Below are 23,006 nucleotides of genomic sequence, written 5' to 3'. Positions count from 1 at the left end.
GCTACTTGCGGCTGCCGCCGTCGTCGCGCTCCAGCTCCTGCCGCATGCGCTCGGCGACCGCGCTGCGCCCATGGGCGTCGAGCTTCATGTAGATGTTCTTGAGGTGCCACTTGACCGTGTCGAGCGACAGGCCGAGCGTGAGCGCGATCTTCTTGTTGGGCAGCGACTGCAGCAGCAGTTCGGCGATCTCGGCCTCGCGCAACGTGAGCAGCCGCGTCAGCCGGCGGTCGTCGCGAAAGCGCGCCACCGGCGGAAGCTCGGAGCGCGCGTCGTGCTGCGATCGGGCCAGCGCCTCGATGCGCTCGATGAAGAAGCCCAGCACCGGGTCGAGGTTGGGTATGGAGGCGGCCGTGCGGATCAGCGGCAGGGCGTTGTCGTGCGCGCCCAGCAGGGTCTGCAGCAGCCCCAGCTTGTGGCCCAGGCGCAGCGCCGCGCACACGCGCGTCCTGGACGCCTCGGCGCGCCCGAGCCTGCGCTCGACCTCGGCTGCCTGGAGCTGCAGGGTGGCGACGAGGGCGACCTGCCCGAGCTGTTCGTAGTGCTGCGAAAGCTTCTCCAGCCTCTCCAGCGCGGACGGCAGGTCGCCGTTGTCGTGCATCGCCATGCGGATGCGCGCGCGCTCCACCACGTCGGCGATGCGCCGCAGGGTGCCGGAACCGTCGGATGGGTGCCGGGCATGCAGCGCTTCCAGCTCCTGCATCGACGCCTGCGCGGCGTCGGCGTCGTCGTTCGCGAGCTGGATGCCGAGCTGCTCCAGCAGCACGCAGGCCAGCGCGCGGTCCATGCCGAAGCGCCGCAGGAAGCAGCCGGCCTGCGCCAGATGCTCGAGCGCCTCGCGCTGCCGGCCGGCGGCCTGCTGGGCGCGGTTCGCCACGATGATCATGCGCAGGGTGGTGTCGGGAATGAGGCCGTCATGCGTGCCCAGCTGTTCCTGCATGAAGCGCGCGGCCATCACCGGGCCCTGCTGCTCGTACAGCACTTCCACCAGCAGTTGCGCGGTCAGTCGGGCGGCCTCGGCGCAGCGCGCGCCGCGCTCCTGCGCCTCGGCCAGCACCTGGCGGTAGATGCGCTCCGCCCGGTGCATCTGGCCCTCGACGGCGTACGACAGGCCGACCAGGCACTGGCCCACCAGCGACCCGAACAGGGTGCCGGCCACGGCCTCGCCGTCGATGCGGGGCGTCGGCTCGTCGCGCTGGATGCGCCGTGCTTCCTCGAATTCGCCGCGATGCAGGTGCAGCCAGGTCAGCACGTTGCGCCGGCCTGCCAGCGCGAATTCGTCGGCCGAGCGGGGCGGAGCCATCAGCTCGGGCAGCAGCCGCGAGAGCGTGTCGTTGTCGTCGTTGCGGATGGCGAACAGGCAGTCCAGCAGCGTCAGCCGGTAGCGCATGACCGGGTCGAGGGCGCCGGGCCTGCCGCGCAGCCGCTCGATGCTGCGGGCGCAGTCGTCGAGCCGGTAGTCGGCCAGCTCGACCCAGCCCATCCACAGGCCGAGAACGGCGTTGTCACCGATCGACCGGGGGTCGAGCTGCCGCATCAGCGCGATCACTTCGCTCATCTTGCCCCGGGTGAAGAGCGCCGCCGCGCCGCGCTCGGCCAGCCGGGCCGCCGTCTGGTGGTTGTTTGCCGCCAGCGCATGCCGCACGGCCTGGTGGTGCATGTCGCGGGTGGCGAACGAGTGGCAGGCCGTGGCGTGCACCTTCAGGCGGGCGGCTTCGGGCCAGCCCGCGAAGCGCACCAGCAGCACGCTGCGCAGCAGCGGGTGCATGTGCCACCAGCGCTCGTGGCCGGGCGGATCGGATGTTTCCTGCACGAGCGACAGCAGGCCCTCGTGCACCAGCGGTTCCAGCAGCTCGGCGCACAGGGCCGGGGTGTAGCCGTCGCCCACCAGGTCGGCGCACAGCGGCGCGCTGAAGCGGGTGGTGGCGGCGCAGCAGGTGAGCAGGCGCAGCTGCGTTTCCGACAGGCGCGGGAAGACGTGCGCGTGGAAGTACGCGGCGAACGGCTCCGGGTCGGGCACGCCGTGAACGAGGGGCGACTGCACCCCGCGCCGGCGGCGCACGTCGGCGCTGGCCAGCCGCAGCAGGGCCGGCCAGCCCTCGGTCAGCCGGTGGATGGTCGCGGCGGCGCGCTCGTCGAGTTGGGGCAGGCGCATGCCGAGGTAGTCGATCGACTCCGGCAGGCTGAAGCGCAGGTCGTCGTTGCGCAGCTCCAGCACCGTCTTCGAGGCGGGGGCGTGCGCCAGCGTCATCGGCAGCTCGTCCTGGCTGGCGAAGACGCACAGCAGGTTGGACGGCGCGTACTCGACGAGCAGCTGCAGCGCGTGCAGCACGTTGCCGCTCTGTGCGCGCTGCACGTCGTCCACGATCAGCACGACCCGGCGGCCATGCGCCGCGATGCCGCGCACCAGCGCGATGACCAGTCGCTCCATCGCCAGGGCGTCGGGGACGGCATGCGCCATCGCCTGCCTGGGAATGGCGGAGTCGATGGCGGCCAGGGCCGTCATCAGGCCGGTCATGAAATGCAGGTCGCCGTCGGGAAGATCGGCGAGCCTGAGCCAGGCGATGCCGGCATCCGCCGAGACCAGTTCGCGCTGCCAGGTGAGCAGCAGCGAGCTCTTGCCGAAGCCGGCGGGGGCGCGCAGCACCACGCAACGGCGGCCGTCCGGTCCGTCGAGCCTGTCGAGCAGGCCTTGACGGACCAGCAGGCGGCGGCTTCGCGTGCGCAGCGCTGGCGTACCGGAGATTGGGGCGGGTTGCATCCGTGCGGATTCTGAGTCATCCGGCATGCGGATCGGATCCCATATTCGAGGGTTTGCCCCTCCCCACCCTTCGGGGGTGGGGTGGCGTGCGGTGGCGCTGCCGATGACGCAGGGGAGCCCCACAACAAGACTGGAGAAAGCCTCATGTTCGATCTTTCGAATCTCAGGATCGGAGCCCGCCTCGGGCTGGGTTTTGCGCTGTTGCTGCTGTTGCAGCTTGTCATCACCGGCATCGGCCTGCGCGAGATGGCGCATCTGTCCGAGAGCGTCGCCTTCGCGACAGAGGTCGGGGCGCGCAAGCTCGACGAACTGAACAACGTGCAGTCCGCCATCGGCAAGCGGGCCATCGCGGCGCGCAACCTGGCACTGGTGACGGACGCAGCGGCGCAGAAGGGCGACATCGACCTGGTCGGCAGCTCGCAGCGCGAGATCGACGGTGGCCTGCAGAACCTGGCCTCGGTGATGGCCGCGCCGGACGCCGCGACCCCCGAGGAACGCAGGATGCTCGAGAAGCTCCGCGCGCTCGAGGCGCAGTACCTGCCCATCGCGAAGAACGTCGTCGGGCTCGCCACATCGCGCCAGACCGACGCGGCCGTGAAGGTGCTGACGCAGGAGTGCATGCCGCTCCTGAACCAGGTGCTGGCGCATGTCTCGGCGTTCCAGGCGATGCTGAAGAAGAGCGCCGACGAGAGCACGGCCTCGACCCAGGCCGCCTATCAGCGCGCCAAGTGGATGATCCTGGGGATCAGCTGCGCCTCGCTGGCCGGCGGGCTGCTGCTGGCATTTCGCATGACGCGCTCCATCACGCGCCCGCTGGGCCAGGCGGTGACGGTGGCGCAGCAGGTGGCTTCGGGCGACCTGACGGCGCGCATCGAGGTGGCGGACGCCTCGGAGTCGGGCATGCTGATGCGCGCGCTGCGCTCGATGAACGACGAGCTCGCCAAGGTGGTGGGGCAGGTGCGCGACGGCACCGATTCCATCGCCTCGGCGTCGGGCCAGATCGCCTCGGGCAACCGCGACCTGTCGTCGCGCACCGAGGCGCAGGCCAGTTCGCTGGAGCAGACGGCGGCCGCCATGCAGGAGCTCACCGGCACTGTCAGGCAGAACGCCGACAACGCGCGGCTGGCCAACCAGCTCGCCGACTCGGCCTCGCAGGTGGCTTCGCGCGGCGGCGCGGTGGTCGATCAAGTGGTGGAGAAGATGGCGTCCATCAACGCCTCGTCGAGGAAGGTGGTGGAGATCATCGGCGTGATCGACGGCATCTCGTTCCAGACCAACATCCTCGCGCTGAACGCGGCGGTGGAGGCAGCCCGTGCCGGGGAGCAAGGGCGCGGGTTCGCGGTGGTCGCTTCGGAAGTGCGAAGCCTGGCCCAGCGCTCGGCCGCGGCGGCCAAGGAAATCAAGACGCTGATCGGCGATTCGGTGGACGAGGTCGAGGCGGGCAGCACGCTGGTCAACGAGGCCGGCAAGACCATGGAGGAAATCGTGGGCAGCGTGCGGCGCGTGACGGACATCATGGCGGAGATCACCGCGGCCAGCCAGGAGCAGGCCGCCGGCATCGGTCAGGTCAACGACGCCATCAAGCAGATGGACCGCACGACGCAGCAGAACGCCGCGCTGGTCGAAGAAGCTTCGGCCGCCGCGCAGTCGATGAACGACCAGGCGGCGGGGCTGGTGCACGCCGTGCGCATGTTCAAGCTGGCCTGAGCGGGGGCAGGAGGGCGTTCAGTTCGCTCAGTTCGCTCAATTCGATTTGCGCCACTGCTCGCGCCACAGCTTGTCGAGCTGGGGCGCGAGCGCCGCGGGCGGCGTGCCCAGCAGGCGGTTGGTGCCGTTGCGCTGCACCAGGCCGTAGATGCGCCCGGAGCCCTGGTCGTAGAGCGCGATGGCGTTGTTGTCGTAGCAGTCGTGCGGCTTGCAGAAGGCGTGCAGCAGGTAGCGCGTGCCGTCGATCGTCACCCACTGCGGCTCGGGCGCCGGACCCTCGCGGCGCACCAGCCAGCGCTCGTTCTCGCGCGTGCCCAGGGCGGCGCGCCAGGCTTTCTGCATGGCGGGGCCCTGCGCCAGCGCTGCGGGGCTTCCGGTGGGCGGGGGCGGCACCTTGGCGGCCGGTTCGGCGGGAGGAGGCAGCGCGCGGGCGGCGCCGTTGCAGCGCCAGTAGCGCAGCTTCATCATCTCGGGGCCGAGCTGGCCGGCCAGGGGCTTGTCGGTGTCCAGCGTGATGTACTGGCCGCGCGAGCTGCGGAAGACGAGAAAGGTCAGCGCGCCGGCCTTGCCGGTGTCGCCCACCAGCGCCACGTCGAAGCCCGCGGGTGGCGGGCTGTTGCCGAAGAGGCTGTGGACCGTCTGCGGCTCACGGGTGACCACGCGGCGCTTGCCGCTTTCGGCGATCAGCGAATCCTGGCGAACCTGCAGCGCGGCGGCCGAGTTGTCCGCGCAGTTGGCCGACCAGCGGCCCGTGTACTGCCCGATGTAGTTGGGAAGCTGCGTGCCGCCCTGCTGCGACCATGCCGTGGCCGGAATCAGCGCGGACAGCAGGGCCGTGCCCAGCAGCGTGCGGGTGTTCGTCGATTTGGTCTTGCTTCTTGTCATCCGTTGTCGTTTTCTCTCTTCTGTTCTCTTGCCTTGGTCTCTCAGGCCGTCTTCGGCGCGGGCGTCTTGGGCTTGTAGGCGCAGAAGGTCGCCACCGCGCACTCCCAGCACCGCGGCTTGCGCGCCACGCAGATGTAGCGGCCATGCAGGATCAGCCAGTGATGCGCATGAAGACGGTACTCCAGAGGGACGCGTTTCTCGAGCTTCAGTTCCACTTCCAGCGGGGTCTTGCCGGGCGCGAGCCCGGTACGGTTGCCCACGCGGAAGATGTGGGTGTCGACCGCGATCGTCGCTTCGCCGAAAGCCACGTTGAGCACCACGTTCGCCGTCTTGCGGCCGACGCCCGGCAGCGCCTCCAGCTCGGCGCGGGTGCGCGGCACCTCGCCGCCGTGCTGCTCCACCAGCATGCGGCAGGCCTCGACGAGGTGCTTGGCCTTGCTGCGGTACAGGCCGATGGTCTTGATGTATTCCTCCAGCCCCTCGACGCCGAGGTCCAGGATGGCCTGCGGCGTGTTCGCCACCGGAAAGAGCTTGCGGGTGGCCTTGTTGACGCCCACGTCGGTGGCCTGCGCCGACAGCAATACGGCGGCCAGCAGTTCGAAGGGGGTGCTGTACTCCAGCTCGGTCTCGGGCTCGGGGTTGGCTGCCTGCAGGGTGGCGAAGAAGAGGGGGATGTTGTCTTTTTTCATGGGGCTCGTCACGGGACTCGGGAGAGGCCGCAGCCAAGGCGGCGGCAAAGGCGGCAGGCGCAATATATCGTCGAAAGCAGATAGCCTTACGCAGCTTTATTGCCCGCGCTTTGGCGACAATGCCACCCCAGAAAGAGAGACTTGACCATGCAATTCGCCTCCCGCCTCGACAACGTCGAGACCTCCGCCATCCGCGAACTCTTCAAGCTGCTGGGCAAGCCCGGCATCATCAGCTTCGCGGGCGGCTTCCCCGACAGCGCCATGTTCGACGTCGAAGGCCTCAAGGAGGCGAGCCAGAAGGCGCTTGCCGAGGAACCCGGAGGCGCGTTGCAGTACGGCGCCACCGAGGGCTACGAGCCCCTGCGCAGCCAGCTCAGCTCGTTCATGAAGACCAAGGGCGTCGACGTCGAGCCCAGCGGCCTGATCGTCACCACCGGCAGCCAGCAGGCGCTGGACCTGCTGGGCAAGACCATGATCTCGCCCGGCGACAAGGTGATCGTCGAGGGCCCGACCTTCCTGGCCACCATCCAGTGCTTCCGTCTCTATGGCGCCCAGCTCATCAGCGCGCCCATCGACGCCAACGGCGTGAAGACCGATGAACTCGAGAAGCTCATCGCCGAGCACAAGCCCAGGTTCGTGTACCTGATTCCCACCTTCGGCAACCCCAGCGGCGCCATGCTGAGCCTGGAGCGCCGCAAGAAGGTGCTGGAGCTGGCCGTGAAGTACCAGACGCTGATCGTCGAGGACGACCCCTACGGCGACCTCTACTTCGGCGAGGCCCCGCCGCCCTCGATCATGTCGCTGAGCAAGGAAGTGCCCGGCAGCCGCGAACTGCTCGCGCACTGCGGCAGCCTCAGCAAGGTGCTGAGCCCCGGCCTGCGCATCGGCTGGATGATCGCCCCGCCCGAACTGCTGGCCAAGGCCACCATGTGCAAGCAGTTCAGCGACGCCCACACCAGCACCTTCTCGCAGGCGACGGCCGCGCAATACCTCAAGAGCGGCCGCATGCCGGCCACGCTGGCGCATGTGCGCGAGGTGTACGGCCAGCGCGCGCAGGCGATGGGCGCGGCCCTCAAGCGCGAGCTGGGCGACGCGGTGAGCTTCACCCAGCCCAACGGCGGCCTGTTCTTCTGGGCCCGCCTGACGGGCGCCAACGGCAAGCTGGCCGATGCGAACGAACTGGCGAAGCGCGCTATCGAGAAGCTCGTGGCCTTCGTGCCCGGCGCGCCTTTCTTCGCCGAGAAGCCCGACGTGGCCACGCTGCGCCTGAGCTTCGCGACGGCCGACGTGGCGAAGATCGAAGAGGGCGTCAAGCGCCTCGGGCAGGCGCTGTAAGCCTCAGGGTCAGGGGGACCGGTGCAGCCTGGGGGCTGCAAGCAGGTCCAGGTTGTCTGAAATGGCCGCATCCACGTTCGGATAGCGGCCTTTCATTTTCGAGAGCGTCATGATGGTCTGCAGCGCCTTCAGGTCCTTGACCGAGGGCGCGACCTTGATCTGCGCGATGGCCGCGGTGGGATTGCCACCGTTGATCAATGCCATCACCTTACTTGCCCAGTCGTTTGCGCGCGCCATGTCGTTACCTGTCTTGTTGTCCGTCGAATGAAGCGACTGTACACAGCGGGTTAGGATCACCCATGAGAAAAACCTTCCAGCTTCAGGTCGAGGGCAAGCACCCCGACCGTCTACTCGAAGCCATCAAGCACGAGATCCGCAAGTACATCAAGCGCGAACGGCGCCGCGAACTGCCAGAGGGCACTGACTACTGGGACTTCGACTGCCGCTTCGGCGCATCGCAGGAATCGGCAGCAGTCATCCACCTCTCCGCCATCACCGGCCTGATCGACGGCGTGGCGAAAGAGGGCGGCAAGCAGTTCTACATCGAGATCCTGGCCAAGCCGGCCAAGCGCAAGGCACGCCCCGCTGGCGAAGCAGCGGCGTCGCCCGACGCAGAGGACTGAGCCTAGCTCAGGCCAGCGCCTGCGCCAGCCGCAGGCCGTGGCGCTGCTCCGCATCCTGCAGCGAGCGCGCAATCGACGGGTGCAGCCGCACCCCGTCGTTCGACTGAACTTCCCGACGCTTCAACCCGCCTTCGCCCGGCAGCCGCACAGGCTTTGCCGGGTCGACGGGCACGTTGCCGCGGCACTTCGCCGCCACATGGTCCATCTGGCGCAGGAAGGCTTCCTTGCCGCCGAAGGCGTTCAGGTCGTGCAGCGTGATGTGCACCGTCGCGCCCCAGCCCTCTGGCGCATCGGCCCGGCCGTGGCCCGCGAGGCCGGCCGTGAGCGTTTCAACCAGCAGCGCCATGCCGTAGCCCTTGTGGCCATGGCTCAGGCCGCCCACGGGCAGCAGCGTGCCGGGCGGCTGGTCGAACAGCACCTGCGGATTGTTCGTGGGCTTGCCGGTGGCATCGATCAGCCATTCCTCGGCGAAGGTCTCGCCGGCCGCGCGCTTGCGGTTGCTCATGCCGTTGGTGGTGATGGAGGCCGAGATGTCGACCATCACGCCGCCCTGCGACAGCGGAAAACCCATGGCCAGCGGATTCGGCGTGAACACCGCCTGTGTGCCGCCGAAGGGCGCGACGCTGGCGGTGTTGGGGTCGGAACAGGCCAGAAGCATCAGCATGTCTTCCTGCAGCGCACGCAGCATGTAGACGGCGAGGCAGGCGATGTGGTGGCTGCGTCGGATGACCAGCGAAGCCGTGCCCAGCTCGCGGGCGCGCGGCACCAGCAGGCTCATGCCCTGGTCCATGAGCCAGGGGCCGGGCAGGCGCCTGCCGTCCCACAGCACGGCGGCGGGGCGGTCGGACAGCACTTCGGGCGCGCCGTCGCGCGTCATGCCGCCGGATTCGAGTTCCTTGACATACCCCGCCAGCAGCGCGAGGCCGTGCGTGTCGTGGCCCAGCAGGTCGCCTTCGACCAGCGTGCGCGCGACCACTGCGGCCTTGGGCGCAACAAGGCCGGCCTTCTGCAGCAGGGCGTCAGCGTACGAAACCAGCGCATCGGCACGATAGAGCGGGGCGGTGTCGGTCATTTCAGGATTTCCAGCACGCGGTCGAGGCCGCCTTCGTTGATGGCCACCAGGGCCTGTTCGCGCACCTTCGGCTTGGCGTGATAGGCCACCGAGAGGCCGGCCTCGCCCATCATCGGCAGGTCGTTGGCGCCGTCGCCCACGGCGATGGTCTCCAGCGGCGAGATGCCCATCAGCGAGGCCACCTCCAGCAGCGTGCGGCGCTTCTCGGCGCCGTCGCAGATGTCGCCCCAGCTCTGTGTGACGACCTCGCCGGTGAGCTTGCCGTCGGCCTCGTCGAGCAGGTTGGAGCGCGCGAAGTCGATGCCCAGGCGGTCCTTCACGCGGTTGGCGAAGAAGGTGAAGCCGCCCGACACCAGCAGCACCTTGAGGCCGGCCGCCTTGCACGCGGCCACCAGTTCGCTCGCGCCGGGGTTGAGCTTCAGGCGCTGGTCGTACACCTGCTGCAGCGCCTCGACCGGCACGCCTTTCAGCAGCGCCACGCGGCGGCGCAGGCTTTCCTTGAAGTCCTTGATCTCGCCGCGCATGGTGGCTTCGGTGATCGCAGCCACCTCCGCCTTCTTGCCGACAGCATCGGCGATCTCGTCGATGCATTCGATGTTGATCAGCGTCGAGTCCATGTCGAAGGCGATCAGCTTGAAGTCGGCCAGCTTCAGCGGCGGCTTCACGCGCTGGATGACCAGGCCGGGGGAGATTTCTTGAGTGGCGCTCATGCGGGGGCGTTTTCCTTGACGGTGGGTTGGCCCAGGCTGCGCAGCACGTCGCGCACCATCTGGGCCCGGTCCTTGGGTTCCTTCAGCTCGCGCTCGATGCGCAGCTTTTCGTTGCCGGCGAGCTTGATGTGCCTGTTCTTCTGGATCAGCTGGATGATGGCCATGCCATCCACCGGCGGATCTTTCTTGAAGGTGATGTTGATGATGCCCGGCGCAGCGTCGACCTTCACCACGCCGTAGGGCCGCGCGAGCACGCGCAGGCGGTGGGTGTCGATCAGCGTCTGCGCCTGCGGCGGCAGCTTGCCGAAGCGGTCGACGATTTCCTCAAGCAGCGTGTCGATCTGGTCGGGCGTCTTCGCCGTGGCCAGCTTCTTGTAGAACGACAGGCGCAGGTGCACGTCGCCGCAGTAGTCGTCGGGCAGCAGGGCAGGGGCGTGCAGGTTGATCTCGGTCGTGACCGACAGCGGCGAGAGCAGGTCGGGCTCCTGCCCGGCCTTGAGCGCACGAACGGCCTCGCTCAACATCTCGTTGTAGAGCTGGAAGCCAATCTCCATCATGTTGCCGCTCTGGTTCTCGCCCAGCACCTCGCCGGTGCCGCGGATCTCCAGGTCGTGCATGGCGAGGTAGAAGCCGGAGCCCAGCTCTTCCATCTGCTGGATGGCGTCCAGCCGCTGCGCGGCCTGCTTGGTCAGGCCCTCGGTGTCGGGCACCATGAGGTAGGCGTACGCCTGGTGGTGCGAACGGCCGACGCGGCCGCGCAGCTGGTGCAGCTGCGCCAGGCCGAACTTGTCGGCGCGGCTCATCACGATGGTGTTGGCGGTCGGCACGTCGATGCCGGTCTCGATGATGGTCGAGCACAGCAGAAGGTTGTAGCGCTGCGCCACGAAGTCGCGCATCACGCGCTCCAGCTCGCGCTCGGGCATCTGGCCGTGGGCCACGGCGATGCGGGCCTCGGGCAGTATCTCTTCCAGCTTCTGGCGGCGGTTCTCGATGGTCTCGACCTCGTTGTGCAGGAAGTAGACCTGCCCGCCGCGCTTCAGCTCGCGCAGCACGGCTTCGCGGATCACGCCGGTGCCTTCGTTGCGCACGAAGGTCTTGATGGCCAGGCGCCGCTGCGGCGCGGTGGCGATCACGCTCAGGTCGCGCAGGCCTTCGAGCGCCATGCCCAGCGTGCGCGGAATCGGTGTGGCGGTGAGGGTGAGCACGTCGACCTCGGCGCGCATGGCCTTCATCGCCTCCTTGTGGCGCACGCCGAAGCGGTGCTCCTCGTCGATGATGAGCAGGCCCAGGTTCTTGAACTTGACCGACTGCGAGAGCAGCTTGTGCGTACCGACCACGATGTCGACCTGGCCGTCGGCCAGTCCCTTGGCGGCGGCCGTCACTTCCTTGGCCGAGCGGAAGCGGCTCATCTCGGCCACCTTCACCGGCCACTTGGCGAAGCGGTCCACCAGCGTCTGGTAGTGCTGCTCGGCCAGCAGCGTGGTGGGCGCGAGGAAGGCCACCTGCTTGCCGCCGGTGACGGCGATGAAGGCGGCGCGCAGGGCCACCTCGGTCTTGCCGAAGCCCACGTCGCCGCACACGAGGCGGTCCATGGGCTGGGGCGAGATCATGTCCTGCACCACGGCATGGATCGCGGCCTTCTGGTCGGCGGTTTCCTGGAAGCCGAAGTCGTTGGCGAACACCTCGTAGTCGGCCGGCGAGTAGCGGAAGGCATGGCCTTCGCGGGCCGCCCGGCGGGCGTAGATGTTGAGCAGCTCGGCGGCGGAGTCGCGCACCTGCTCGGCGGCCTTGCGCTTGGCCTTTTCCCACTGGCCGGAGCCCAGCTTGTGCAGCGGGGCCTCGTCGGCGCTGACGCCTGTGTAGCGGCTGATCTGGTGCAGCTGCGAGACCGGCACATAGAGCGTGGCCTTGTCGGCGTACTCCAGGTGCAGCATTTCCTGCAGCAGGGGCTTGCCGTCAGGGCCGTTGCCCTGGCCCAGGTCCATGTGGATCAGGCCGCGGTAGCGGCCGATGCCGTGCGCCGAGTGGACGACCGGGTCGCCCACGTTGAGCTCCGACAGGTCCTTGATGAGCGCCTCGACGTCGCTGACCTGCTCCTGCTTCTTGTTGCGCCGGCGCGTGGTGGGCGCGGTGGCGAACAGCTCGGTCTCGGTGACGAAGTCGATGCCTTGCTCGCGCCATGCGAAGCCCGATGCCAGCGCGGCGGTGGCGATGCCGGTCTTCTCGTCGGTGGAAGCCTCGAACTCCGCCAGCGAGTCGAAGGCCGGCGGATTCACGCCGCTGGCGCGCAGGAAGTCGAGCAGGCTTTCGCGGCGGCCGTCGCTCTCGGCGATCAGCAGCACGCGGTGCGGCGTCTTCGCGATGTGCGCCTTCAGGCCGACCAGCGGGTCTTCTGCGCCGCGTACGACGGCGAAGGGCGGCAGCCTGTCGAACTCGGCGTAGGGCGCATCGGTGGCCACGTCGCCACGGATGGCGAGCTGCGCGTGAGGCTTGGCGCGCTGGTAGAACTGCTCGGCGTTCAGGAACAGCGCCTCGGGCGGCAAGGCAGGGCGCTCGGGGTCGCCGCGCACCAGGCGGTAGCGCTCGTTGGCGTCCTGCCAGAAGTGCTGGAACGCAGGCTCGAGGTCGCCGTGCAGCACCACGGTGGCGTCGGCGCCAAGGTAGTCGAACACCGTGGCCGTCTCGTCGAAGAACAGCGGCAGGTAGTACTCGATGCCGGCGGTGGCCACGCCGTTGCCCATGTCCTTGTAGATGCGGCTCTTGGTCGGATCACCCTCGAGCAGCTCGCGCCAGCGGCCGCGGAAGCGCCCGCGCGCGTCGTCGTCCATCGGGAACTCGCGCCCCGGCAGCAGCCGCACCTCGGGCACGGGGTAGAGGCTGCGCTGGGTGTCGGGGTCGAAGGTGCGGATGGTGTCGATCTCGTCGTCGAACAGGTCGACGCGGAAGGGCACGAGCGAGCCCATCGGGAACAGATCGATCAGGCCGCCGCGCACCGCGTATTCGCCGGGGCTCACCACCTGCGTCACGTGGGTGTAGCCGGCCAGCGTGAGCTGGGCCTTGAGCTTGGACTCCTCCAGCTTCTGCTTTGCCTTGAAGTGGAAGGTGTAGCCGGCCAGGAAGGAGGGCGGCGCCAGCCGGTAGAGGGCGGTGGTGGCGGGCACCAGCACCACGTCGGCTTCCTTCTGGCTGATGCGCCAGAGGGTGGCCAGGCGCTCGCTGATCAGGTCCTGGTGGGGCGAGAAGCTGTCGTAGGGCAGCGTCTCCCAGTCGGGAAACAGGGCGCAGCGCAGGTCGGGGGCGAAGAAGGCGATCTCGTCGATCAGGCGCTGGGCGTCGTTGGCGTCGGCCGTGAACATCGCGGTGGCGCGCCCGGCGGCCTTCTCGCGCATGGCCAGCTGCGCCAGCAGCAGTGCATCGGCCGACAACGGGGGACGCGGCAGCGTGAATCGCTTGCCCGCCGTGAGGTGGGGGAGGTCCATGGAACGCTTGATGGAAATGCACAACACCCCGCGCCGGCTGGCGAGGGGTGTGCGTAACGGGCAATTCTAGAATGGCGGCCCTTTATCCGCTTGTCGGCCGCAGCCGACGCAGGGCCCTCATGTCCTCTTCCCGACTCTTCGTGCTGATCCCGTGCGCCGGCTCCGGCCACCGCGCGGGGCATGCGCAGTCCACGCAGCCCAAGCAGTACCGGCGCCTGGCCGGCCTGCCGATGGTGGCCCACACCCTGGAGGCCTTCCGCGCACTGGCGGGGCGCTTCGCCGGGCTGGCGCTGGTGGTGTCGCCGGACGACCGGGACGTGGATGCGGTGCTGCCGCGATTCCCCTCGGAGAACGAATACCTGCTGCGCGTGGGCGGCGTGACCCGCGCGGCCACGGTGCGCAACGGCCTGGTGGCCCTGCGGCAGAAGGGGGCCGGCGCACACGACTGGGTGCTGGTGCACGACGCGGCGCGCTGCCTCGTCACCTCCAGCCAGATCGAGGCCCTGATCGCCGCCTGCGAGCACGACGCCGTCGGCGGCCTGCTGGCGCAGCGGCTGGCGGACACGCTGAAGTCGTCCACCGCCGAGAGCCGCGTGGCCCAGACCCTGCCGCGCGCCGACAAGTGGCTGGCGCAGACGCCGCAGATGTTCCGCATCGGCATGCTGCTCGACGCGCTGGAGCGCACCGGAGACGCCGTGACCGACGAGGCCAGCGCCATCGAGGCCGTCGGCCTTTCGCCGCTGCTGGTGCCCGGCAGCGCGCAGAACTTCAAGGTGACCTTTCCCGAGGACTTCGCTCTGGCCGAGGCGGTCCTGCTGGGCCGCAGGAAGGGGCTGGCATGACAGGCGTGTCTTTCAACATCCGCATCGGCGAGGGCTGGGACGTCCACCAGCTGGTGGCGGGGCGCAAGCTGATCCTGGGCGGCGTCGAGGTGCCGCACACCACCGGGCTGCTGGGACATTCGGATGCCGATGTGCTGCTGCACGCCATCACCGACGCGCTGCTGGGCGGCGCGGGGCTTGGCGACATCGGCCGGCACTTTCCGGACACCGATCCGCAGTTTCGCGGCGCCGATTCGGCGGTGCTGCTGGCCGAAGCGGCGCGCCGGGTGCGCGCGGCGGGCTGGGAGATCGGCAACGTCGACAGCACAGTGATCGCGCAGGCGCCCAAGCTCGCGCCGCACATTCCGCTGATGTGCCAGCGCATCGCCGACACGCTGGGTGTGGCTTTGGAACAGGTCAACGTGAAGGCAAAGACGGCCGAGAAGCTCGGGCCGGTGGGAGAGGGCCGCGCGATGGAAGCTCGCGCGGCCGTGCTGCTGCACCGCTGACGCTGGATCGGGTCCGCCCGCCCGAGCTTTACCGGGTCAGGCGGGCTTCTTGCCGCCGCCTTGTGGTTCCCCGGGCCTGACCACGCCCGCCGGCATCGCGCGCGGCATGCGGATATGCGCTGCCAGGCCGCGGCCCGGCGTACTGGTCAGCGCGAAGGTGCCGCCCATGCGTTCGATGTTCTTCGCCACGATCGACAGGCCCAGCCCCGCGCCGGCGGCCGAGGTGCGGGCCGCGTCGCCGCGGAAGAAGGGCTTGGTCAGCTGCGCGAGCAGGGCGGGCTCGACGCCCGCGCCATGGTCGCGCACCTTGATGAGCACCGCGTCGTTGTTGGCTTGCGCCTGGATCGTCACGTCTGCAACGCCGGTGGCGGGCGTCTTGCCGTAGCGGCGTGCGTTCTCGACCAGGTTGGAGATGACGCGCGTGAGCTCGACCTCGTCGCCCATCACGCGCAGGTCCGGCGGCACCTCGACCTTGATGTTCATCTCCTCGTAGTCCTGCACGGCGTAGGTGCAGGCATCGACCACGTCGCGCAGCAGCACCGGCTTGGGGTCGACATGGTCGGGCCGGGCGTAGTCGAGGAACTTGTCGATGATCGCGTCGAGCTGGGCGATGTCGGCGGCCATGTGGTCGCGCGCGTCCTCGTCGGCCACGCTCATCTCGGTTTCCAGCCGCAGCCGGGCCAGGGGCGTTCGCAGGTCGTGCGAAATGCCGGCCAGCATGATGGCGCGGTCTTGCTCGATCTTGGCGAGCTGGTCCGCCATGCGGTTGAAGCCGATGTTGACCGCGCGGATCTCGTTGGTGCGGGCGCGCTCGTCGAGGCGGTGAGCCTCGTACTCGCCCTCGCGCACCTGCATGGTTGCGCGCGACAGCTGCTTGAGCGGCAGGTTGATGAGCCGCGTGATCAGCGCCGCACCTGCCAGAGACAGCGCCATGGCCGTGCTGAGCCACACCAGCCAGGTGCGCCCGCCCACGCGGCTGAAGCGCGTGGGGTCGAGCAGCAGCCAGTAGGTGTCGCTCTCGATGGTGAAGCCGATCCACAGGCCGGCCTCGTCGTTCACGCGGCTGGCCACCGTGGTGCCTTCGCCGAGCTGGTCGATCAGCTCCTCGGTCACGCGCAGGTCGAGCGCGCCGCTGGTGTAGGGCTGGAAGCGGTCGTTGGGCTCGCGCGGCAGGATGCGCACGCCTTCCTGGTCGGCCAGCGTCTTGATCAGCGACACGCGCGTGATGGCGTCGGAATACACCAGCGCCGCGCGCGTGAGATTCACGAGCGAGGCGATCTGGTGCGCCGTCTGGATGGCGCGCGGCTCGTATTCGAGCGAGCGGAAAGTCTGCAGCCAGGCGACCGTACAGCCGATCAGCAGCAGTGCGAGCAGGAAGAAGGTGCGCCAGAAAAGGCTGAAGCCCAGCTTGAGGCCGGGGCGGCGGTCACGTTGCGCGCTCGCCTCGAGCGGGCTCGGCATCGTGACCTGCGCGCCGTCCTCCTGGGCGACGCCTGGTCCGGGGGGTTGGCCGACGGCCACCTTTCAACGTGGCGTCAGGCCGTGCCGTCCGGCACGAAGACGTAGCCCACGCCCCAGACGGTCTGGATGTAGCGGGGCGCAGCGGCGTCGGACTCGACCAGCTTGCGCAGGCGCGAGATCTGGACGTCCAGGCTGCGGTCGAAGGGCTCGAACTCGCGGCCGCGCGCGAGCTGGGCCAGCTTTTCGCGCGACAGCGGCTGGCGCGGATGGCGCACCAGCGCCTTCAGCATGGCGAACTCGCCGGTGGTCAGCGAGAGTTCTTCGCCATCCTTCTTCAGGGTGCGCGAGCCGAGGTCGAAGGCGAACGGGCCGAAGGTGACGGTCTCGTTCTCGGTGGAGGGGGCGCCCGGCGCTTCCAGCGGCGGACGGCGGCGCAGAACGGCGTGCACGCGGGCGAGCAGTTCGCGGGGGTTGAAGGGCTTGCCGAGATAGTCGTCGGCGCCGACTTCGAGACCGACGATGCGGTCCACGTCCTCACCCTTGGCGGTGAGCATGATGATCGGCGTGCGGTCGTTGGCGGCACGCAGGCGGCGGCAGACGGACAGGCCGTCCTCGCCGGGCATCATCAGGTCGAGCACGATCAGGTCGACCGTGTCGCGCAACAGGATGCGGTTGAGCGCCTTGCCGTCCTCGGCCACGATCACTTCGAAGCCTTCCTGCGTCAGGTAGCGGCGCAGCAGGTCGCGGATGCGGGCGTCGTCGTCGACGATCACGATCTTGTCGGTGCGAGCGGGAACTTGAGTCATTTCTACAACGTCGAATTTGTAACAGGGCCGATTCTGAAGGCGTTGCGGGTCGGTTGAGCCGGATTTGCTTATGGTTTGACACTAAGTTACAAAACTTGCGGACGCTCGCGGTCTGGTCATCCGACGTTAGCCGGGAGGTGGCAAAGTCGCGTTTCCCGATGACTTTCGCCTCAATGAGACGTCCTTTTCCCGCACTGCCGTTCATCCTCGTTTTCGCCTGCGGCCCGTCGCTGGCGGTGTCTGGCGACTTCTTCAGGGTTGGCGAAGCGCGCCGCAACGAAGTCCGGGATGCCGTGGCGGCCCACAGGGCCGCGCAGCGCGAGGACATGCGCCGCGGAGAAGCCATTGCCGGGAGGCGCCTGACGCCCGCCGAGCTGTTCGAGCTGCGCCAGCAGGTTCGCGGCCAATGGACCCCGCCTTCGACGGGTGCTTTGCTCAATTCGGCAGAATCGCAGCCGGCCGAGCGCATCGTGCCGGTGCCGCCGGCCGCGGCAAGCGTATTGCCGCTCGCGCCGCGCAGCCAGCGCCGCTGATCTGCGCGAAGGCGTCCGGCCTGCCGGTGCAGGCTCGTCGGCCTGTCTTTTCATACCAACACTGGGAGTACTTCGCCATGAAGAAAAAGATCAAACTGCTCGCGGCCTGCGCCGCCCTGGCTGCCGCCGGCACCGCACTGGCCCAGAACGCCGCCGCGCCGGCCCCCCAGAACGTGCTGCAGCTGACGGCATCGGGCACGGTCGAAGTCCAGCAGGACATGCTGAGCATGACCCTCGTGACCACGCGCGACGCGGCCGATGCCGCCACCGTGCAGACCCAACTGAAGGCCGCGCTCGACGCCGCGCTGGCAGAGGCGAAGAAGAACGCGCAGACGGGCCAGCTCGATGTGCGCACCGGCAACTTCAGCCTGTCGCCGCGCTACACCAAGGACGGCAAGATCAACGGCTGGCAGGGCTCGACCGAGCTGGTGCTCGAAGGCCGCGACTTCCCGCGCATCACCCAGACGGCAGGGCGCATCACCACGCTCAGCGTGGGCAACGTCGGGTTCGGCCTGAGCCGCGAGCAGCGCGCCAAGACCGAGACCGAGGCGCAGAACATCGCCATCGACAACTTCAAGCAGAAGGCCAACGAGTTGGCCAAGGGCTTCGGCTTCGGTGGCTACACGCTGCGCGAGGTATCGGTGAACGCGAACGACAACGGCCCGATCCGCCCGCGCATGATGGCGGTGCAGGCGAAGTCGTTCTCGTCGGCGGATTCGGCGGTGCCGGTCGAGGCCGGCAAGACCGCCGTGATGGTGACCGTCTCGGGCTCCGTACAGCTCAAATAAAGCTTATATAAGAGGAGCCCGTACCGGCGGGCTACCCTCTACTGGGCAGTCCAGCCGCCGTCCATGGCCCAGGCCTGGCCCCGGACCTGGTCGGCCGCCGACGAGCACAGGAAGACGGCCAGGCCGCCCAGCTGCTCGACGGTGGTGAATTGCAGCGAAGGCTGCTTTTCGCCCAGCAGGTCGTTCTGTGCCTGCGCGACCGTGATGCCTTCGCGCGCCGCGCGGTCGTCGATCTGCTTCTGCACCAGCGCGGTCAGCACCCAGCCGGGGCAGATCGCATTGACGGTGACGCCGGTGGTTGCGGTTTCGAGCGCGACTGCCTTGGTCAGGCCGACGACACCGTGCTTGGCCGCCACATAGGCCGACTTCTGCGCCGACGCCACGAGGCCGTGTGCCGACGCGATGTTGATGACCCGGCCCCAGTTCGCCTCGCGCATCGCGGGGATCGCCAGGCGCGTGGTGTGGAAGGCGCTGGTGAGGTTGATCGCGATGATCGCGTCCCAACGTTCGGTGGGGAAGTCTTCCACCTTGGCGACATGCTGGATGCCGGCGTTGTTCACCAGGATGTCGACGCGGCCGAACTTCGACGCGGCGAACTTCATCATGTCCTCGATCTGTTCGGGCTTGCTCATGTCGGCGCCGTGGTACTCGGCGCGCACGCCGAGCGCTTCGACCTCGGCCTTCGGGGCTGCGGAATCGCCGAAGCCGTTGAGCACGATGTTTGCGCCCTGCTGGGCGAGGGACTTGGCGATGGCGAGGCCAATGCCACTGGTGGACCCCGTGACAAGCGCGGTTTTGCCTTTGAGCATGAAGATCAATCTCCGGATGAATTAGGATGCGACGAGACAATTATCCGCACCAGGACACCATCGTTTCCATGATCGAACCGACGCTTCATTACGTGGCGTGCGATGACGCCCAGGGCGGCCACCGCATGGCCTATTGGCAATGGGGCGACGCGCGCAGCGCGCATGTCGTGATCTGCGTGCACGGGCTGACCCGGCAGGGCCGCGATTTCGACCTGCTGGCCCAGGCCATCGTGGAGCGCGCGGGCGGCGATGTTCGCGTGGTCTGCCCGGATGTCGCGGGCCGCGGGCGCAGTGATTGGCTGCGCGACCCTTCTCTTTATCAGGTGCCGGTCTACGCGGCCGATATGGTTGCGCTGATCGCGCAACTGCATCGCGAGCAGGCGATCGGCACGCTCGACTACCTGGGCACCAGCATGGGCGGGCTGATCGGCTTCGTGCTGGCAGGCCACAAGGAGCTGTCGCTGGCGCGTCCCATTCGCCGCTTCGTGGCGAACGACGTCGGTCCGACGATCGAGCCGGTCGCGCTGCAGCGCATTGGTGCCTATGTAGGGAAGAACGGCAGCTTCGCGAGCGTGCAGGCTGCGGCCGATGCCATGTGGGCGCTGTCGACCACTTTCGGCCCTCACACGCCGGACCAGTGGCTGGCGTTGTCACGGCACATGGTGGTGCCGGCCTCGCAGCGCACGGCCGATGGCTCGGCGAAAGTCGAGGCGGAGGCTGGTGGCGAAGAGGGCGCCTGGCTGCTTCACTACGACCCGGCGATCGGTGTTGCCCTTCGTGCGATCACGCCCGAGGCAGCAGCACAAGGCGGCGCGATCATGTGGAGCCTGTACGACGCCATCGAGGCGCGCACGCTTCTGACGCGCGGCGCCGTGTCGGATCTCTTGTCGCGCGAAACGGCGCTGGCCATGACGCAGCGCGGCCCGCATGCAACCCTGGTCGAGTTCGACGGCGTGGGCCATGCCCCGACCTTTGTCGACCCCGCGCAGATCGCTGTCGTCACCGGATTTCTTTTCGACTGACCTCCAGCGACCGATTGAATTGATTGAGTGAGCGAAGCGTGAAGCGCGATTCTTCGAGTCTCCAGACGGCAACCGCGTCCGACGCGGTCATGGTCGACTACCCGCTGTCCGCGGCAACGGCCGAACGCACGCCGGTCATGGAGAACATGCTGGCGCGAGCGCGCGCCTTCGCCGAGCCGCTGATCGCCGACGAGGAGCTCGACACGGGCGAGAACACGCTGGCGCACGCCGACGCGGTGGCCGCCATCGTCGCGAAGATGGGCGGCTCCGAAGCGATGCAGGCGGCGAGCTACCTGGTCTATTCGTGCCAGCACCTGAACCGCCCGCAGGAGGTGATCGCCAAGGTCTTCGGCGACAACTTCGCGGCGCTCGCTGTCGAGACAACCAAGCTGGTGCGCGTGCAGGAGCAGGCCCGTTCGGCCTCGCAGGGACACCATGCGGAAGGCGCCGGCGCTCAGACCGAGAACGTGCGCAAGATGCTGCTGGCGTTCTCGCGCGACCTGCGCGTGGTGATGCTGCGGCTGGCGTCGCGCCTGCAGACGCTGCGGCATGCGGCCGCCAGCAAGCGGCCCGCGCCCGAAGGCGTGGCGCGCGAGTCGCTGCAGGTGTTTGCGCCGCTGGCCAACCGGCTGGGCATCTGGCAGGTGAAGTGGGAGATCGAAGACCTCTCGTTCCGCTTCCTCGAGCCCGAAACCTACAAGCTGATCGCGCGCCTGCTCGACGAGAAGCGCATCGAGCGCGAAGGGCACGTTGAGCAGTTGCGCTCGAAGCTGGAGAGCGAGTTGCAGGCCGAGGGCGTCAAGGCCACGGTGCAGGGGCGTCCCAAGAACATCTACAGCATCGTCAAGAAGATGCGCGGCAAGTCGCTCGACTTCGCGCAGGTCTTCGACATCCTCGCGCTGCGCGTGGTGGTGCCTGATGTGAAGGACTGCTACGCGGCGCTGGCCTGGGTGCACTCGCATTTCCAGCCGATCGACGAGGAATTCGACGACTACATCGCGCGGCCCAAGCCCAATGGATATCAGTCGCTGCACACCGTAGTGCGCGAGTTGGTGGACGGCAAGGCAGGCAAGCCGATCGAGATCCAGATCCGCACCGAGGAAATGCACGACCACGCCGAGCATGGCGTGGCGGCGCACTGGGCCTACAAGGAAGCGGGCCACAAGGGCTACGCGGGCGTGTGGGCCAGTGGCGAGTACGACGCGAAGATCGCGGTGCTGCGGCAACTGCTGGCGTGGGAGCGCGATCTCTCGGGCGGCCTGCAGGGGCAGGGGCTCTTCGACGACCGCATCTATGTGCTGACGCCGGATGCGGCGATCGTCGAGTTGCCGCAGGGCGCTACGCCGGTCGACTTTGCCTACACCGTGCACACCACGCTGGGCCATCGCTGTCGTGGGGCGCGTGTCGACGGCGCAATGGTGCCGCTGAACACGCCGCTGTCGAACGGGCAGACGGTGGAGATCATCGCGGCCAAGGAAGGCGGGCCGTCGCGCGACTGGCTCAATGCGGAGCTTGGCTATCTGGCCAGCCATCGTGCGCGCGCGAAGGTGCGTGCCTGGTTCAACGCGCAGATCACGCACGAGACCGTTGCGCGTGGACGCGAGGCGGTCGAGAAGCTGTTGCAGCGTGAAGGCAAGACGGCCGTGCGGCTCGAAGACCTGGCTTCGCAGCTCGGCTTCAAGTCGGCGGACCATCTGTTCGAAGTGGTGGGCAAGGACGAGTTCTCGCTGCGCAACATCGAGACGCTGCTGAGGCCGCCGGAGCCCGCGCCTGGGCCCGACGACGGCGTGCTCATCAAGAAGGCGCGCGGCAGCGAGAAGTCCGGCAAGGGTGGCGTGCTCGTGGTGGGCGTGTCTTCGCTGATGACGCAACTCGCCAAGTGCTGCAAGCCTGCGCCGCCCGATGCCATTCGCGGCTTCGTCACGCGCGGCCACGGCGTCAGCGTGCATCGCAGCGATTGCAGCAACTTCCGCACGATGGCCGCGAAGGATGGCGAGCGCGTCATCGACGTGGAGTGGGGCGTTGCGAAGAAGGGCGCCGACGCGCCCGTGTACGCAGTGGACGTGGCCGTCGAGGCGGCCGACCGTCAGGGCCTGCTGCGCGATATCTCCGATGTGTTCGCGCGCGAGAAGATGAATGTGATCGGCGTGCAGACGCAGTCGATCAAGGGCACGGCGTGGATGACGTTCACTGTTGAAATCGCCGATGCCGCGCGGCTCACGCAGGTACTTGGACTGGTCACTGCAGTTATTGGTGTGCGATCTGCACGTCGTCGCTGAAAAACGTGATTTCTCCTGCTACAATAGCTGCTTCTCGGACACATCCTTAGGCGCGTAGCTCAGCTGGTTAGAGCACCACCTTGACATGGTGGGGGTCGTTGGTTCGAGTCCAATCGCGCCTACCAATTTCTGTTTCAACCCCGGCCAACCACCGGATCAGTCGAACAGATCATGCACCGGGTTCTCCGGTGTACATATCGTCCCTTGTGGTGATGCAGGCAAAGACCTTGGCCATGTTCTTGTGCTACCTTGGTCGCTCTGCAACTACATTCCATTTTTCTTGATAAGCGATCCGATGAATACGCGATCAACGCTGGTTGATCGGGCTCATGCCGACAAGCGCCTGGCCGCATTGCTCAAGCAGGCTCCCATCGAGTTTGCGCGTGCTGTCTACGGCATCAATGATTACGCAAGCGGGCGCACCGACACCATGGCTGCGCGCGAAGTGGTGCGCGCCCAACGCCAGGGCATGCCTCTGACCGAAGAGCGCGCCGAGCAGCGTGCCCGTGCCTATCTGCCGACCGTCGGACAAGAGCACTGCCCGCGTTGCTGGGTGGTCTACGGTCACAAGACGCCGCTGCGATTCCGTGAAGCCGATGAAGAGCGGCCGGAGGTTGCGGCCTGCCATATCTGCGGCGCGGAGTACGCGACATCGCCGGATTGAGGAAAGTGCCCGGTCCGGTCAGGGTAAACCTTGTCGCGGCGCAGCAAAACCGCTCC

The 23,006-nt window shown here is 68.1% G+C and carries 20 protein-coding genes and 1 tRNA gene; 11 read left to right on the top strand and 10 right to left on the bottom strand.

The window, feature by feature from the left end:
• Position 1 precedes the first annotated feature (1 nt).
• A complete protein-coding gene (locus SFB74_RS17990; protein WP_432725585.1) occupies positions 2-2,758 on the bottom strand; it encodes a LuxR C-terminal-related transcriptional regulator in 2,757 nt (918 codons plus the stop codon).
• 144 nt (positions 2,759-2,902) lie between these two features.
• Here SFB74_RS17990 and SFB74_RS17985 point away from each other — a divergent pair, with 144 nt between their 5' ends.
• Positions 2,903-4,465: a methyl-accepting chemotaxis protein gene (locus SFB74_RS17985; RefSeq protein ID WP_432725584.1), complete on the top strand. Its 1,563-nt coding sequence runs from the start codon at positions 2,903-2,905 to the stop codon at positions 4,463-4,465.
• A 36-nt stretch (positions 4,466-4,501) separates the two neighbouring features.
• On the opposite strand, the gene SFB74_RS17980 is transcribed toward SFB74_RS17985, so the two are convergent.
• Positions 4,502-5,350: an Ivy family c-type lysozyme inhibitor gene (locus SFB74_RS17980; protein ID WP_432725582.1), complete on the bottom strand. Its 849-nt coding sequence runs from the start codon at positions 5,348-5,350 to the stop codon at positions 4,502-4,504.
• Positions 5,351-5,391: 41 nt separating this feature from the next.
• Positions 5,392-6,039, bottom strand: coding sequence for an endonuclease III (nth, locus tag SFB74_RS17975; protein ID WP_432725581.1), 648 nt, complete (start codon positions 6,037-6,039; stop codon positions 5,392-5,394).
• A 147-nt stretch (positions 6,040-6,186) separates the two neighbouring features.
• Here nth and SFB74_RS17970 point away from each other — a divergent pair, with 147 nt between their 5' ends.
• On the top strand, positions 6,187-7,374 hold the full coding sequence (locus tag SFB74_RS17970) for a PLP-dependent aminotransferase family protein (RefSeq protein ID WP_432725580.1): 1,188 nt from the start codon (positions 6,187-6,189) through the stop codon (positions 7,372-7,374).
• Positions 7,375-7,383: 9 nt separating this feature from the next.
• Here the strand turns inward: SFB74_RS17970 and SFB74_RS17965 are convergent, their stop codons facing one another.
• Complete coding sequence (locus tag SFB74_RS17965) at positions 7,384-7,611, bottom strand: hypothetical protein (RefSeq protein WP_093202405.1); 228 nt, start codon at positions 7,609-7,611, stop codon at positions 7,384-7,386.
• Positions 7,612-7,673: 62 nt separating this feature from the next.
• Between SFB74_RS17965 and SFB74_RS17960 the strand changes: the two genes are divergently transcribed.
• On the top strand, positions 7,674-7,997 hold the full coding sequence (locus SFB74_RS17960) for a DUF6172 family protein (RefSeq protein ID WP_432725578.1): 324 nt from the start codon (positions 7,674-7,676) through the stop codon (positions 7,995-7,997).
• Positions 7,998-8,004: 7 nt separating this feature from the next.
• On the opposite strand, the gene SFB74_RS17955 is transcribed toward SFB74_RS17960, so the two are convergent.
• From SFB74_RS17955 to mfd, 3 genes are read right to left on the bottom strand one after another with little or no spacing between them, the layout of a single operon-like run.
• Positions 8,005-9,069: an Ldh family oxidoreductase gene (locus tag SFB74_RS17955; RefSeq protein ID WP_432725577.1), complete on the bottom strand. Its 1,065-nt coding sequence runs from the start codon at positions 9,067-9,069 to the stop codon at positions 8,005-8,007.
• On the bottom strand, positions 9,066-9,779 hold the full coding sequence (gene serB, locus SFB74_RS17950; RefSeq protein WP_432725576.1) for a phosphoserine phosphatase SerB: 714 nt from the start codon (positions 9,777-9,779) through the stop codon (positions 9,066-9,068). The genes SFB74_RS17955 and serB overlap by 4 nt, the downstream gene beginning before the upstream one ends.
• Complete coding sequence (gene mfd / locus SFB74_RS17945; protein WP_432725575.1) at positions 9,776-13,258, bottom strand: transcription-repair coupling factor; 3,483 nt, start codon at positions 13,256-13,258, stop codon at positions 9,776-9,778. The genes serB and mfd overlap by 4 nt, the downstream gene beginning before the upstream one ends.
• 119 nt (positions 13,259-13,377) lie before the next feature.
• On the opposite strand from mfd, the gene ispD reads away from it, so the two are divergent.
• Both ispD and ispF read left to right on the top strand, forming a co-directional pair.
• Complete coding sequence (gene ispD, locus SFB74_RS17940) at positions 13,378-14,100, top strand: 2-C-methyl-D-erythritol 4-phosphate cytidylyltransferase (protein WP_432725574.1); 723 nt, start codon at positions 13,378-13,380, stop codon at positions 14,098-14,100.
• Complete coding sequence (gene ispF, locus SFB74_RS17935; RefSeq protein WP_432725573.1) at positions 14,097-14,588, top strand: 2-C-methyl-D-erythritol 2,4-cyclodiphosphate synthase; 492 nt, start codon at positions 14,097-14,099, stop codon at positions 14,586-14,588. Before ispD ends, ispF begins: the two co-directional genes overlap by 4 nt.
• Positions 14,589-14,624: 36 nt before the next feature.
• Here ispF and SFB74_RS17930 read toward each other — a convergent pair whose 3' ends face one another.
• A complete protein-coding gene (locus SFB74_RS17930; protein WP_432725572.1) occupies positions 14,625-16,049 on the bottom strand; it encodes an ATP-binding protein in 1,425 nt (474 codons plus the stop codon).
• A 74-nt stretch (positions 16,050-16,123) separates the two neighbouring features.
• Positions 16,124-16,855, bottom strand: coding sequence for an osmolarity response regulator transcription factor OmpR (ompR, locus tag SFB74_RS17925; protein ID WP_007837017.1), 732 nt, complete (start codon positions 16,853-16,855; stop codon positions 16,124-16,126).
• Between the two features lie 173 nt (positions 16,856-17,028).
• On the opposite strand from ompR, the gene SFB74_RS17920 reads away from it, so the two are divergent.
• Together SFB74_RS17920 and SFB74_RS17915 are read left to right on the top strand one after the other, a co-directional pair.
• The gene (locus tag SFB74_RS17920) at positions 17,029-17,388 is read left to right on the top strand and encodes a hypothetical protein (RefSeq protein WP_432725570.1); all 360 of its coding nucleotides are present in this window, start codon (positions 17,029-17,031) and stop codon (positions 17,386-17,388) included.
• A 77-nt stretch (positions 17,389-17,465) separates the two neighbouring features.
• On the top strand, positions 17,466-18,176 hold the full coding sequence (locus SFB74_RS17915) for an SIMPL domain-containing protein (RefSeq protein WP_432725569.1): 711 nt from the start codon (positions 17,466-17,468) through the stop codon (positions 18,174-18,176).
• Positions 18,177-18,214: 38 nt separating this feature from the next.
• On the opposite strand, the gene SFB74_RS17910 is transcribed toward SFB74_RS17915, so the two are convergent.
• Entirely contained in the window at positions 18,215-18,985 is a 771-nt protein-coding gene (locus SFB74_RS17910; protein WP_432725568.1) for a 3-hydroxybutyrate dehydrogenase, read from the bottom strand.
• Positions 18,986-19,011: 26 nt separating this feature from the next.
• Between SFB74_RS17910 and SFB74_RS17905 the strand changes: the two genes are divergently transcribed.
• From SFB74_RS17905 to SFB74_RS17890, 4 genes are all read left to right on the top strand, one after another.
• Positions 19,012-20,007 carry an alpha/beta fold hydrolase gene (locus SFB74_RS17905; RefSeq protein ID WP_432725567.1) on the top strand — a complete coding sequence of 332 codons (996 nt, stop codon included), beginning with the start codon at positions 19,012-19,014 and terminating at the stop codon, positions 20,005-20,007.
• Positions 20,008-20,096: 89 nt separating this feature from the next.
• A complete protein-coding gene (locus SFB74_RS17900; protein ID WP_432731962.1) occupies positions 20,097-22,286 on the top strand; it encodes a RelA/SpoT family protein in 2,190 nt (729 codons plus the stop codon).
• A gap of 48 nt (positions 22,287-22,334) precedes the next feature.
• Positions 22,335-22,411: transfer RNA gene (locus SFB74_RS17895), tRNA-Val, on the top strand.
• A 170-nt stretch (positions 22,412-22,581) separates the two neighbouring features.
• Entirely contained in the window at positions 22,582-22,950 is a 369-nt protein-coding gene (locus tag SFB74_RS17890) for a hypothetical protein (RefSeq protein ID WP_432725565.1), read from the top strand.
• Positions 22,951-23,006 lie beyond the last annotated feature (56 nt).

The sequence above is a fragment of the Variovorax xiamenensis genome (genome assembly GCF_050916385.1).
GTDB lineage: Bacteria > Pseudomonadota > Gammaproteobacteria > Burkholderiales > Burkholderiaceae_C > Variovorax.
This window is presented reverse-complemented; position numbering and strand designations above follow the sequence as displayed.

Excerpts from the sequence above, each read along its gene's own strand:
- mfd (WP_432725575.1), bottom strand. The coding sequence starts at position 13,258 with ATGGACCTCCCCCACCTCACGGCGGGCAAGCGATTCACGCTGCCGCGT.
- SFB74_RS17965 (WP_093202405.1), bottom strand. The coding sequence starts at position 7,611 with ATGGCGCGCGCAAACGACTGGGCAAGTAAGGTGATGGCATTGATCAAC.
- SFB74_RS17955 (WP_432725577.1), bottom strand. The coding sequence starts at position 9,069 with ATGACCGACACCGCCCCGCTCTATCGTGCCGATGCGCTGGTTTCGTAC.
- SFB74_RS17915 (WP_432725569.1), top strand. The coding sequence starts at position 17,466 with ATGAAGAAAAAGATCAAACTGCTCGCGGCCTGCGCCGCCCTGGCTGCC.
- serB (WP_432725576.1), bottom strand. The coding sequence starts at position 9,779 with ATGAGCGCCACTCAAGAAATCTCCCCCGGCCTGGTCATCCAGCGCGTG.
- SFB74_RS17920 (WP_432725570.1), top strand. The coding sequence starts at position 17,029 with ATGAGACGTCCTTTTCCCGCACTGCCGTTCATCCTCGTTTTCGCCTGC.
- SFB74_RS17900 (WP_432731962.1), top strand. The coding sequence starts at position 20,097 with ATGGTCGACTACCCGCTGTCCGCGGCAACGGCCGAACGCACGCCGGTC.
- SFB74_RS17985 (WP_432725584.1), top strand. The coding sequence starts at position 2,903 with ATGTTCGATCTTTCGAATCTCAGGATCGGAGCCCGCCTCGGGCTGGGT.
- ispD (WP_432725574.1), top strand. The coding sequence starts at position 13,378 with ATGTCCTCTTCCCGACTCTTCGTGCTGATCCCGTGCGCCGGCTCCGGC.
- SFB74_RS17910 (WP_432725568.1), bottom strand. The coding sequence starts at position 18,985 with ATGCTCAAAGGCAAAACCGCGCTTGTCACGGGGTCCACCAGTGGCATT.
- SFB74_RS17980 (WP_432725582.1), bottom strand. The coding sequence starts at position 5,350 with ATGACAAGAAGCAAGACCAAATCGACGAACACCCGCACGCTGCTGGGC.
- SFB74_RS17990 (WP_432725585.1), bottom strand. The coding sequence starts at position 2,758 with ATGCAACCCGCCCCAATCTCCGGTACGCCAGCGCTGCGCACGCGAAGC.
- SFB74_RS17930 (WP_432725572.1), bottom strand. The coding sequence starts at position 16,049 with ATGCCGAGCCCGCTCGAGGCGAGCGCGCAACGTGACCGCCGCCCCGGC.
- nth (WP_432725581.1), bottom strand. The coding sequence starts at position 6,039 with ATGAAAAAAGACAACATCCCCCTCTTCTTCGCCACCCTGCAGGCAGCC.
- SFB74_RS17890 (WP_432725565.1), top strand. The coding sequence starts at position 22,582 with ATGAATACGCGATCAACGCTGGTTGATCGGGCTCATGCCGACAAGCGC.
- ompR (WP_007837017.1), bottom strand. The coding sequence starts at position 16,855 with ATGACTCAAGTTCCCGCTCGCACCGACAAGATCGTGATCGTCGACGAC.
- SFB74_RS17905 (WP_432725567.1), top strand. The coding sequence starts at position 19,012 with ATGCGACGAGACAATTATCCGCACCAGGACACCATCGTTTCCATGATC.
- SFB74_RS17960 (WP_432725578.1), top strand. The coding sequence starts at position 7,674 with ATGAGAAAAACCTTCCAGCTTCAGGTCGAGGGCAAGCACCCCGACCGT.
- SFB74_RS17970 (WP_432725580.1), top strand. The coding sequence starts at position 6,187 with ATGCAATTCGCCTCCCGCCTCGACAACGTCGAGACCTCCGCCATCCGC.
- ispF (WP_432725573.1), top strand. The coding sequence starts at position 14,097 with ATGACAGGCGTGTCTTTCAACATCCGCATCGGCGAGGGCTGGGACGTC.